This window comes from Promicromonospora sp. NPDC057488 (genome assembly GCF_042802395.1).
Taxonomy (GTDB): Bacteria; Actinomycetota; Actinomycetes; order Actinomycetales; family Cellulomonadaceae; genus Promicromonospora.
The window spans coordinates 1-11,040 of the sequence record NZ_JBHVEG010000197.1 but is presented as its reverse complement, the minus strand read 5'-3'; the positions used below and the strand labels follow the sequence as shown (position 1 = coordinate 11,040).

7 protein-coding genes are annotated in these 11,040 nt (G+C 72.0%); 3 read left to right on the top strand and 4 right to left on the bottom strand.

Going from position 1 to position 11,040, the window contains the following annotated elements; genetic code table 11:
• Positions 1 to 49: 49 nt before the first annotated feature.
• The 3 genes from ACFU5G_RS26080 to ACFU5G_RS26070 form a co-directional block, all read right to left on the bottom strand.
• A complete protein-coding gene (locus tag ACFU5G_RS26080; protein ID WP_377251340.1) occupies positions 50 to 2,995 on the bottom strand; it encodes a hypothetical protein in 2,946 nt (981 codons plus the stop codon).
• A 58-nt stretch (positions 2,996 to 3,053) separates the two neighbouring features.
• On the bottom strand, positions 3,054 to 5,582 hold the full coding sequence (locus ACFU5G_RS26075; protein WP_377251338.1) for an amylo-alpha-1,6-glucosidase: 2,529 nt from the start codon (positions 5,580 to 5,582) through the stop codon (positions 3,054 to 3,056).
• 93 nt (positions 5,583 to 5,675) lie between these two features.
• Complete coding sequence (locus tag ACFU5G_RS26070; RefSeq protein WP_020014425.1) at positions 5,676 to 6,374, bottom strand: GntR family transcriptional regulator; 699 nt, start codon at positions 6,372 to 6,374, stop codon at positions 5,676 to 5,678.
• An 85-nt stretch (positions 6,375 to 6,459) separates the two neighbouring features.
• On the opposite strand from ACFU5G_RS26070, the gene ACFU5G_RS26065 reads away from it, so the two are divergent.
• Positions 6,460 to 7,854, top strand: a complete 1,395-nt coding sequence (locus tag ACFU5G_RS26065) for an MFS transporter (RefSeq protein ID WP_377251336.1) — start codon at positions 6,460 to 6,462, stop codon at positions 7,852 to 7,854.
• A gap of 116 nt (positions 7,855 to 7,970) precedes the next feature.
• The gene (locus ACFU5G_RS26060; RefSeq protein WP_377251334.1) at positions 7,971 to 8,795 is read left to right on the top strand and encodes a DUF4253 domain-containing protein; all 825 of its coding nucleotides are present in this window, start codon (positions 7,971 to 7,973) and stop codon (positions 8,793 to 8,795) included.
• Here ACFU5G_RS26060 and ACFU5G_RS26055 read toward each other — a convergent pair.
• Positions 8,758 to 9,729, bottom strand: a complete 972-nt coding sequence (locus ACFU5G_RS26055; RefSeq protein ID WP_377251332.1) for an ADP-ribosylglycohydrolase family protein — start codon at positions 9,727 to 9,729, stop codon at positions 8,758 to 8,760. The two genes, ACFU5G_RS26060 and ACFU5G_RS26055, sit on opposite strands and share 38 nt — an antisense overlap.
• A gap of 38 nt (positions 9,730 to 9,767) precedes the next feature.
• Between ACFU5G_RS26055 and ACFU5G_RS26050 the strand changes: the two genes are divergently transcribed.
• On the top strand, positions 9,768 to 10,937 hold the full coding sequence (locus ACFU5G_RS26050) for a hypothetical protein (RefSeq protein WP_377251330.1): 1,170 nt from the start codon (positions 9,768 to 9,770) through the stop codon (positions 10,935 to 10,937).
• The last annotated feature ends 103 nt before the right edge of the window (positions 10,938 to 11,040 follow it).

Genomic DNA, 11,040 nt, shown 5'->3' with positions numbered 1-11,040 from the left:
GCCCTCAGCAGGGCGGTCGGCGGCGCGTCCGGCGGTACGACGACGGCGCCTACCGGCGCACCACGAGCCGGTCGACGTTGATGCCCGTCCCGGACGGCGACCCGCTGCCCAGGCCCGACGCCACCAGCGTCAGCGTGTGGTCGCCGGGCTCGAGGGCGGGGCTGGTCCAGATGAGCTGGTTGCCCACCCGCGTGCGGCCGTAGAAGTCGGCGGTGCCGACCTTCACGCCGTCGATCAGCACCGTGGCGAGACCCTGGTTGGAGGCGCGCAGCCCGTACAGGTCCACCGACGAGCCCGAGAACCGGAAGTCCACCGCGTCGCCGGCCACCGTCGTCGACGTCACCGAGGAGTGGTACAGCCCGGTCCGGTTGATGCAGCCCGGGCAGCTCAGCCAGCCGTCGCCGCGGTAGTCGAGGCGTCCCTGGCCGGTGCCCTCGCTCTGGTCGTCGACGGAGCTGGTCCCGCTGCCGCCGGGCGCGACCTCGACCCGGTCCAGCGAGACCCAGCCGTCCCGGCCGCCGGAGGAACGGCCCGGGGCCACCTCGAACCGCAGGGTGTGCGGGCCGTCGGTCAGCACCGGGGTGCGCCACTCGACCTCGCCGGGGTCGCCGTACGGCACCAGGACGGGCTCGTTGCCGTCGACCGACACCCGCGCGCTGCCGCCCCGCGGGCCGGCGACGCCGGTGAGCGTGGCCTGCGTGCCGTCGAACGTGACCGTGAACGCGTCGCCGCGGTCGCGGCTCGCGCTGACCGTGCCGCCGACGGCGTCGCGCAGCTGCCGGGCGGTCACCGCGTCGCACCGGTCGTCGTGCCGGTCGTCGTGCCGGGAGCCGGCCGAGCAGTGCGCCCACCCGTCGCCCTCGTAGGCGATCGCCGCGGCCTCGCCCGGGGTCCCGGCGTCGTCGATCGTCGTGACCGGGCGCAGCGGGTCGACGCGCAGGTCGGCGAACTGCACCGGCGCGTAGTCGCCCGACAGGCCGACCATGCCGGACACCCAGGTGCCGTCGGTGACCTCGGCGACCCGCTCGCCGTCGATCGTCGCCGTGATCACGTCACCCTCGAAGGACAGCGCGAGGCCGTGCCAGCCCGCGGCGTCGTCCCCGGAACCGGCGGCACCCGCGAGCGCCCCGCTCGCCAGCTCCAGCCAGGCCTTCCCGCCGGGCTCGCCCCGGCCGACCGACCAGGTGCCGTCGGCGGCCAGGCTGAGCCCGTACCCGTTGGGAACCGGCGCCATGGCGTCGTTCGACACGCGGCCGAGCACCTCGGCCGTGCCGTCGGCGGGCACGTGGGCCTTGACGCCGACCGTGTAGTCCGACCAGTTCAGGTCGCCCAGGATCCCGGCCGGCTTCTTCCACGCCGCCCAGGAGATCGCGGGCTGCGGCGAGACCTGTGTGAGGCACGTGCCGCGGCGTCCGCCCGCGCACGGCCGCTCCTCATAGGCGCCCTCCATCTGGGAGAAGTACGGTGTCTGCCCGCTCGGGCCGCCGTCGGCGAGGCTGTTCGCGTAGGGGAAGGGGAACGCGGACTCGTAGCCGCCCTCGGCGTCGCCGAGGCCCTTGCCCTCGCCCTTCCACTTGGCGGTCGTCACGGTGACGACGGCGTTCGCGGGGACGGTCACCGACCAGGTGCCGTCGGCGGAGCGCCGCGGGTCGGCCTGGCGCACGAGCCGGTCGTCCGCCGTCGACTGCCACACGTGCAGGTCGCGTGCCTTGAGGCCGCCCGCGACCGACAGCGTGACCGTGCGCGGCGCGGCCGCCCCGATGGTCTCGATCACGGTGCTCCAGTCGCCGCCGTCGGGCGCCGCGCGGGTGACGAAGCTGCCCTGCGTGGTGTCCGCGGCGTCGAGGTAGCCCGAGGAGGTGTCGAGGTACCGCCAGCCCGGCTCGGCGAACCGCGTGGTCTGCGCGACCGCCCAGACGGCCGACTGCACCTGGTACGCCCCCGACCACGGGGTGTTGGCCCGCATCAGGCCCGCGTCGGAGATGCTCAGGCCGTCGTAGTAGCTGGTGAGCAGGTTCCAGAAGGTGACGCCGGTGATGCGTCCCTCCAGGTAGGCGTGGTTGATGAGCGAGGGCACCGACGCGGACGAGCCGCCGGCGCCCCACTCGGCCGACCACGGCCCGCCCTCGGAGATCCACAGCGGCTTGCCCAGGGCCTGGGCCGCCGCAGAGCTGGGCCCGCGCGAGTAGTGGTTGCCCAGCAGGTCGACGGCGTCGAACAGCTCGGGGTCGTTCGCCAAGTCGACGGCGACGGGCCACTCTCCGCGGCGCGCCGCCTCGTCCGAGGCGATGATCCGCACGTCCGCGTACCCGGCCGCGTCGAGTGCCGCGCGGTAGTCCTTGACCCACTGGGACTCGTACTCGCGCTCGTTGCGGATACCCACGTTGTCGATGGTCAGCCCGTGCCCGGCGGCGCAGTCGAGCCAGTCGACGAAGTACTCGATCGTGTCGTGGGAGTAGTACTCGCCGCCGCCCAGCCAGCCGGGCGCGCCCCAGGCGAGCGCACCCAGCGTGATGTCAGGGTTGCGCTTGACCGCCTCCCGCATGAGCCACCACTCGTAGCCCGCGTCGCAGCTGACCTCGCCGCGCACGTGCGCGTGGCTCGACTCCGAGCCGTCGGTCGTGTTGGTGTCGCCGCCGATCTCGACCTTGAGCATCTCCAGCGACGCCCCGTAACCGGGCTTGAACAGGTAGTCCAGGACCTCGGCCCGCTCCTGACGCGGATAGTCCAGGAGCAGTCGCGACGTCGCGCCGCCCCCGGAGATCGCCCCGATGCCGTCGTACGTGCGGCCCGCGCTCGCGCCGTCGACGGCGATCGTCGCGGGGCCGTCGGCGGGCGTGCCGGCGGCCGTGCCGGCGACCGCCGAGGCGCCGCCCGCCAGGGCCCCGGCGGTGAGCAGGGCCCCCGCCAGGACCGACGCCGTCAGGCGGTGCCGCCGTCGGCCCCGTCCTCGTTCCGGCGGGCCCGAGCGTTCGGGCGTGTGTGTACCGCGCATGCTGGTAACTCCTTCATGTCCGTGCAGGGTGGTGCTGGTGGGCAGGTCGGTGGGTGGGCTAGAGGCACGCCTCGGTGCGGCCGGCGCCCACGGTGGTCCGGCGCGGCGCGCCCCGCTCCGGCAGGAACTGCAGGCGCACCCGGGAGTCGGCGTGCACCTCGAAGCAGGCGCGCTGCCCGGTCGCCACGAAGTCGCGCACCACGACCCGGCCGCCGACGGCGCGGAACACCTGGCGGCCGTCCTGGCGCAGCTCGGTGCGGTCGGGGCTCACGGTCGCGGCATAGGTGCTGCCGCCCACGCGGACGTCGTCCACGGTGTTGCGGCCCGTCAGCACGAGCGAGCCGAAGGTGACCGAGCCGGGCGTGCCCCACGGGTCCTCGGCGACGAGTTCGTGCACCGCCATCAGCGGCATCACGTTGGACCACGTGTAGTAGCGCCATGCGCTGTCCACCGCGGAACCGTTGATCACCTGGCCGGGCTCGGGGTCGAAGTACTCGGGAAACTGCTTGCCGCGGTCCCAGGTGTCGAGCCACATGTCGGTGCTCTTCTGCGCGAGCTCGCCCGCCGCCTGGTCGAGCCCGTACCGCTTGAGCCCGTCGTAGACGGTCGCGTTCATGGGCGGCCAGACGGCGCCGCGCCACTGCTCGCAGGAGTTCTCCTGGTTCCAGCCCAGGTAGTAGGTGTAGGACGCCGACGCGTTGGGCGCCTCCAGGCCGTTCGCGCAGTACTCGGCGTCGTCCCGGCTGATGCTCGGCACGGCGTACTCGCCCCAGAACTTTTCCGGGTCCAGCAGGTTCTCCCGAACCGTCCGGCGGGCCCGCTCGTCGGTCGCCACCCCGCCGAACAGCGGGTAGAAGATCGTGGGCGTGACCACCTCGCCCCAGCGGCCGTCGAGGTGCCGGTCCAGGTACATGCCCTGCTCCTCGTTCCACAGGGTCTCGTTGACAGCCCGCTTCACGTCGTCGAACAGCGCCCGGTAGCGGCGCGCGTCGTCGTCGCGGCCCAGCGCGTCGGCGAGCTCGGCCATGGTCTGCGCCATCAGTGCGTAGTAGGAGGTCAGCGCGACGTCGGTGAGGTCGGTGTTGTCCCGCTCGTCGCCGGAGCCACCCTCCTTGGCGATCCGCTCGGCCGACCAGTACACGGGCAGGTCGTCCAGGCCGAGGTGGTTGCCGACCTTGCTCGGGTCCGCGTCGTAGGGCGCCTCCAGGAGCCCGTCGCCGTTGACGTCCCACTCGGGCAGCTTCTCGATGAAGCCGGCCAGTGCCGGGTAGGCCTCGCGCACGAGGTCGAGGTCGCCCGTGGCCCCGTAGATCCGCTTGACGGCGTAGGCGTGCATGGGCCCGGCGTGCAGCTGGTCGTAGCGGGGACCGCCGGTGTCGAAGAGGTCGCGCTCGTGCTCCCGGGCCAGCTCGGGGTCGACGGTGAGCGCGACGACGGCGTCCCACGCGGAGTCCCAGCCGGTGAAGATCGTGTCGTTCTCGGCGCCGCCGCGCCCCCAGCCCCAGACGAGGAACCGCTGGCGGAACCGCTCGTCGTAGTTGGCGTTGAGCGCGATGGCGCTGCGCATGGCCGTGGCCGACCGGCCGGCGGGTCCGCTGCCGCTGAGGGTGCCGACGTCGGCACGGGCCCGGGCGCGGGCGATGTCGGCAAGGATCTCGCCGTGACCGGCGCGGGTGTTCGCCGTGCTGCTGGCGGTACTGGTCGCGGCGTCGCCGGAGACCGTCGTGGTGAACGTGATCGTCTCGTTCCCGTCGAGCGTGTACCGCAGCGCGGCGGCGGCCGAGCCGGGCGCTGCGTCGCCACCCTGCATGCCCGCGACCAGGTCGGAGATCGAGGCGTAGGCGGCCCCGGCGTCGGGCCGGCGCGTGGGCGTGAGCGCGAAGTGGCCGGTCAGCTCCGGGTCGTCGAGCCCGGGGCTGGAGGCGCGGATGCCGCCGTCGGCCACGCGGTAGCTGCTCGGCTCGCCCCACGGGGGCGCCGCCTCGAGGAACACCGTGGTGTCGTCCTGCAGGGCGGTGACCGCACCGACCAGGGTGTTGGGGGCCGTGCGGGCGAACCTGACGACGATCGTCTGCTTGTCGCGCTGCGTCTGCTCGTACCGGGCCGCAAGGCCCGGCAGCTGCTCGCGGGCCTCGTCCACCTGGTCGGGCGACCAGTCCTCGGGGTGGGCGAGGATCTCGCGCATCGCGCCCAGGCGGTCGGGGGTGATCGTCCGGTCGTCGCTGCTGATCCGCACCTCGTAGTAGGAGCCGTCGACGGTGACGGGGCCGACGTCCGCGACGTAGGGCAGCAGGCCCTGGTTCTCGCGGATAAGCCGGCCGGCAGTGGTCAGGAGGTTCACGCGCAGGGCGAACCGGCTCTCGCCCTCCCCCACGTACAGCGCGCCGTTGTCGTCCCGCTCGACGTGGCCGGGGAGCGCGAAGGGGCGCTCGATCTCGCTGGTGCTCTGCCTGGGGTCGGTGCTGTCGGTACCCGCGTCGGGGACGCCGCCCGCGGGGACCATCGACGCAGCGACGACGGCCGCCGCGACGCCGAGGACGAGGGGGCTCCGGCGCACTGCCCGGATCACGCCGCTGTGATCGGTCATGGCTGCTCCTTCATTGTGAGCGCTAACATGCCTGGCCGACACAGACTAGTAAGATGTATGACGAATGACAAGGTCGCTCGCGGCGACCGACCGCTACGCCCGCGCGAACAGCTCCGGCCGCTCCGCCTGGATGTGCGTGATGTCCTGCAGCACCACGCGCAGGTGCTCGCGCAGCCGCGCGACGGCCGCGGCGACGTCGCCCAGATCGAGGGCGTCGACGACGCTCTCGTGCTGCTCGATGAGGCCGGTCATCTTGCCCCCCTCGGGCAGCGAGAGCCGGCGGGCGCGATCCATCTGCGCCTTCGCGGACGCTACGATGCGCCACGCGGACTCGTGCCCGCAGGCGCGCATGAGCCGCAGGTGGAACTCCTCGTCGAGGTCGAAGAACGCGGCGGCGTCCTCGGCGTGCTCCGCCTCGTGCTGGCGCACGATCAGGGCGCGCAGCTCGGCGACGTCGCCCGCGGTGACCAGGGCGCCGCCCTGCTCCAGCGACGAGCACTCGATGGCCTCGCGCACGAACTGCGCCGAGACGACGTCCTCGTAGCGGATGGGCCCCACGAAGCTGCCGCGCTGCGGGAACACCTCGACGAGCCCCTCCTCGGCGAGCAGGATCAGGCTCTCGCGCACGGGGGTGCGGCTGACGCCGAGGCGCGAGCCGATCTCGGCCTCCGACAGCGGCTCGCCCGGGGCCAGCTCCAGCCCGATGATCTGCCGGCGGAGCCAGGTGTGGACCAGACGGCGGGTGTTCTCCCCGCGGACCCGGGCGGTGGTCAGGAGTGGCGGCGTCGACATGCCCTGATTCTGCCGTAGATCGGTGATCGTGTTCTAGCGCACTAGTATGCTAGCGTCCCGGGGTGATCCACTGCGAGGAGGCAGCATGAGCGGCACCCCGGCCGGCACGGTCGACCCGAAGACGCTGCGAAAGACCGTCGGCGCGTCCGTCATCGGCACCATCGCCGAGTACTACGACTTCTTCATCTACGGCACGGCCTCGGCCCTGGTGTTCAACCAGATCTTCTTCCCCGAGGCCGACCCGCTGGTCGGCACGCTCGCGGCGTTCTCGACGTACGCGGTGGGCTTCTTCGCCCGTCCGCTCGGCGGGCTGGTCTGGGGCCACATCGGTGACCGGCTGGGCCGCAAGAAGGCCCTCGTGTTCACCCTCCTGCTCACCGGCCTCGGCACCTTCGCCGTCGGCCTGATGCCCACCTACGAGCAGATCGGCATGTGGGCGGCCGTCATCCTCGTGGTGGTGCGGCTCATCCAGGGCTTCGGCGTCGGCGGCGAGCAGGGCGGCGCCGTCCTGCTCACGGCCGAGGCGGCGCCGCAGAAGCGGCGCGGCTTCTACGCGAGCTTCGTGCAGCTCGGCTCCCCCGTGGCCTACCTGATCCCGACGGCGCTGTTCGCCGGCCTGCAGCAGTGGATGGACGAGGACGCGTTCCTCGCCTGGGGCTGGCGCGTGCCGTTCCTGCTGTCGATCGTCGTGGTCGCCGTCGGGCTGTACATCCGGTCGAAGGTCGACGAGTCCGAGACCTTCAAGGCCGCCCGCGAGCGCAAGGCCGAGTCGCACGCCCCGCTGCGCCAGCTCTTCGGCCAGCGCCGTCGTGAGGTGCTGGGCGGGTTCTTCGCCAAGTTCGTGGAGGCCGCGATGTTCCCCTTCTACACGATCTTCCTGGTCGCGTACGCGGACAACAACGGCTACAGCTCCGGCCTGGTGCTGGAGGCGGTCATCATCGCGATCCTGGTCGAGATCGTCATGATCCCGGTGTGGGGGCACATCACCGACCGCATCGGACGCCGCCCGGTGTTCCTGACGCTGGCCGTGCTGAACCTGCTGCTCATCGTGCCCGCGTTCCTCGCGGTGCAGACGGAGAACCTCGCGGTGATCACGGCGCTCCTCGTGGTCGGCCTGGGGCTCGGCCACTCGGGCACGTACGCGCCGCAGGCGTCGTTCTTCCCCGAGCTCTTCGACTCCTCGGTGCGCTACTCGGGCGTCTCGGTGGTGTGGCAGTTCGGCGCCATGGTCGCCTCGGGCCCGTTCACCGTGGTCGCGACCGCGCTGCTGGTCGCGGCCGACGGCGGCTTCTGGCTGGTCGCCGGGTACACGGCGCTGCTCGTGGTGTGCTCGATCGTCGCGCTCATCGCGCTGCCCGAGACGGCGCCCGCGCGGCGCGGCGGCGTGGAGTACGCGAGCTGGCCGGCGCTGGGCGGCGGTGCGGGTTCGGCGGACGACGGTGCGCCGGTGGACGGCGGCACGCCGGCTGCGGCGAAGTAGGACTGACGACACGCTGCGCGGACGTCGTCCCGGAGACGGGGCGGCGTCCGCGTTGCTGTGTCACGACCGGTCGCCGCCAGGCGGCGATGTCAGAGGTCCCGCATAACCTGCCGACCGTGACCACCATCGACTTCCCGGCGCTGCCCGATGCGCTCCCGCCCGGCCGCCTCGCGCAGGCTCCCGAGGCCCTCCCGAACCGCCCGCAGAAGCCGCTGCTGTGGATGTCCGACGAGCCCGTCGAGGGCGTCGCGGCAGAGTGGACGCGGCTACGGGCGGAGCACGAGCGGACCGGCCTGTACCCGGTGCTGCTGGAGCACGACCCGGACAGGGGCTGGGACGACAGCTGGTATCTCGCGGACAACACCAGCGACCTCGACGTCGATCCCGAGTCGGCGCTGCGCACGCTGTGGGACCAGCTCCAGGAGGACCGGGAGCCCGAGGAGGACGACGAGGACGAGGACGAGATCCCCGAGGAGGAGTGGCCGACCGGGCCGTGGCCGGGTCTGGCACGAGCCGGCGACGGCGACGACAGTCCCGAGGCCATGGCCGATGAGTTCGCCGTCTACCTCCAGGGCAGCGAGGACCTCCACGGCCGAACGCGCCGATGGCGGCTCGGCCTGATCCCCGCCGACGACGGCGCCGACGCGCTGACGCTCGCCGGATGGGACGGCCCGTGCAACCACACCAACGCGATCGAGCTCATCTCGGCGGTACTGCGCACCTGGGGCGAGCGGTTCGGGGCACGCGTCGTCGGGCTCGGACCGGACATGCTCTGGCTGTCGGTCGGCCGCCCACCGCAGGACCTGGACCACGCCCGGGCGGTCACGCTCGAGCACTTCGCGTTCTGCCCGGACAACCTCTGGCAGAGCGACAACAACACGGTCGACAAGTACGCCTCGTCGCTCATCGGAGTGAACGTCTGGACGTTCTGGTGGGACTGAGACCCGCTTCCGTCGCCCACCCGGGAAGTGCCTCGCGATGGCCGAGCCAAGCCTCCGGAACCCCCACGACGCCGTCGGCCTCTCCTACGCCCGTGTACGCACCGACGATCCCGCCCACGATCGCGGCCGTCGTGTCGACGTCGCCGCCCGCCTCGATACAGGCCTTGACGGCCGCCGGGTAGTCGGTCAGCCGCGTGGCCGCCGCCCACAGGCAGAACGGCACGGTGTCCTGCGCGGAGACGCGCGCTCCGTTGCCGAGGCGCCAGGCGGCCTCCTCGACCGATGCGCCGAGCAGCTCGCGGGCGAGGGCGATGCCCTTGGCCGTCGCCCCGGGCAGGAGGTACGGCTCGACGCTGTCGAGCACCTCCTTGGGCTCCGGGCGGATGCCGTTGATGGCGGCCCCCGCCACGAACGCGGTGGCGACCGCGACGACGACGCCACCGGCGATCCCCTCCGCGTGCGCGTGGGTCACCTCCGAGGCGCGGATCGCCTGCTCGGCGGCCCGGTCCAGGTCGCCGGCGAAGTACGCGCCGAGCGGGGCGACGCGCATCGCGGCGCCGTTGCCGTAGGACCCGGTGGGGAACGCGGCGACGGTGGCCCGCTGCCACGGGACGCCGTCGCGGATCTGGTGCAGCACCTGGACGGCGCCGGCTCCGTAGCCCCGGTACGGGTCGCAGCGCTCGGCGAAGGCCCGGGCGATACGGTCCTGCTCGATCGCACCGTGCTCGACCAGCTCGGCGGCCACGGTGCAGGCCATGTCGGTGTCGTCGGTCCACGGCCACTCGCCGTCGGGCATGACGCCTCGGCCGAGGAGGGTCGCCGGATCGTTGACCGGGACGAAATACTGGGCGCCGAGCGCGTCACCGACCGAGAGGCCGGTCAGGCTGTCGGCGCACAGTGCGATGCGGGAGTCGAGGTCAGCGGGGCGGAGCACAGGCAGATCCTGTCAGAGGCTCCGGCTACGTTGCGTCCATGACCCAAAGACGTCCCAAGCTCCCGCCGCGCCCACTCACACCGGGCGACGTGGTGGTGACCTTTCACCACGACCTCGGCGAGTGGACGGCGGCTCAGGTCACCCGGTTGGACAGCGACGAGGGGCTGGCGGATGTCCTCGACCTCGACTGGTCCAGCCCGACACGGCCCGATTCGGTCATGGACCTGGGTCCACTCCGACCGCTGGTGCGGAACGCCGGGAGCTGGAGCGGAGAACACAGCCATTCCCATGCTCCGTGGGTGCTGCCGCGCAGCTGCGCGGTCGTCGGGAACACGGCGCCGCTCGTCAGTCGATCCTCGGACACGTACGGACTGTGGTGGCGCATCGGTGACGCACTGAACTGGGAGCGGCTGGCCGCGAGCGGGCGGAGCGACTGGGACGACGATCCAGACCAGGTGACGATCGACGGACCAGAGCTTCGTGTGCCGGACCACGTCGACGGCATGACAACCCGGCGTCTGATGATCCGCGATGTCGCACGCGTCGACACGGCGGTCATCGCTGACACGTTCCCGAACCTTCGGGAGCTCTGGTTCTACGGAGAGCTCGCGGAGATGACGAACGCTGTGGCCCTGAACCGGCTCGCCAACCTCCGCGAGCTCTCGATCACGGGGTACTTCGGCATGACGGCTGCCGACGTTCTCACTGTCGGGTGCACCTCCGATCTGGAGTACATCGACCTTCACAACATCCCGCACGAGTACGCGACCGCGACTCGTCGTGTCTGGCGACCGGAGGCTGCCAGGGGCACCTATCTAAGCGTTTCGGGAGCCCGCAAGGCGGACTGGGTCGCGGAGAACAAAAACAACCCGTTGCGGGAGTGGGACGGTCGGGACGGCATCAGCAAGGCGGCCTACAGGAAGTCGGTGGCGCAGCTCAGGAATACCAGGCTCCGCGTCCTTGCGGCGCTCGACGGCCCGGAGAGCGGACGACCGTCGCTGCTGGGAGAGATCGGCAAGGAGTACGGCAGAGCGTTCAACGCCATCGACCTCGGCACACGCGACGGCTTCATCATGACCGAGGAACGTGAGGAGCTCTACGCCGCGCTCGCCGGCATCGTCACGGCCTCGGCCGAGAAACAGGGTCTCGACCTCGCCGACGAAGAGCGTGCGCTGATCAACGGTCTCGACGCGACACGAGACTGGTGACCGAGGCTGCCATCGGGCCAACCTGACACCGACGGCACCGTTCAGGGTCCAGAAGGTCGTTACATCTCGGAGGTGTGTTGCGCTGCGTAGACAATGTCTACGC

Bases quoted from the DNA above. Each gene is read 5' to 3' on its own strand.
- ACFU5G_RS26080 (WP_377251340.1), bottom strand. From the start codon at position 2,995: ATGCGCGGTACACACACGCCCGAACGCTCGGGCCCGCCGGAACGAGGA.
- ACFU5G_RS26065 (WP_377251336.1), top strand. From the start codon at position 6,460: ATGAGCGGCACCCCGGCCGGCACGGTCGACCCGAAGACGCTGCGAAAG.
- ACFU5G_RS26050 (WP_377251330.1), top strand. From the start codon at position 9,768: ATGACCCAAAGACGTCCCAAGCTCCCGCCGCGCCCACTCACACCGGGC.
- ACFU5G_RS26070 (WP_020014425.1), bottom strand. From the start codon at position 6,374: ATGTCGACGCCGCCACTCCTGACCACCGCCCGGGTCCGCGGGGAGAAC.
- ACFU5G_RS26075 (WP_377251338.1), bottom strand. From the start codon at position 5,582: ATGACCGATCACAGCGGCGTGATCCGGGCAGTGCGCCGGAGCCCCCTC.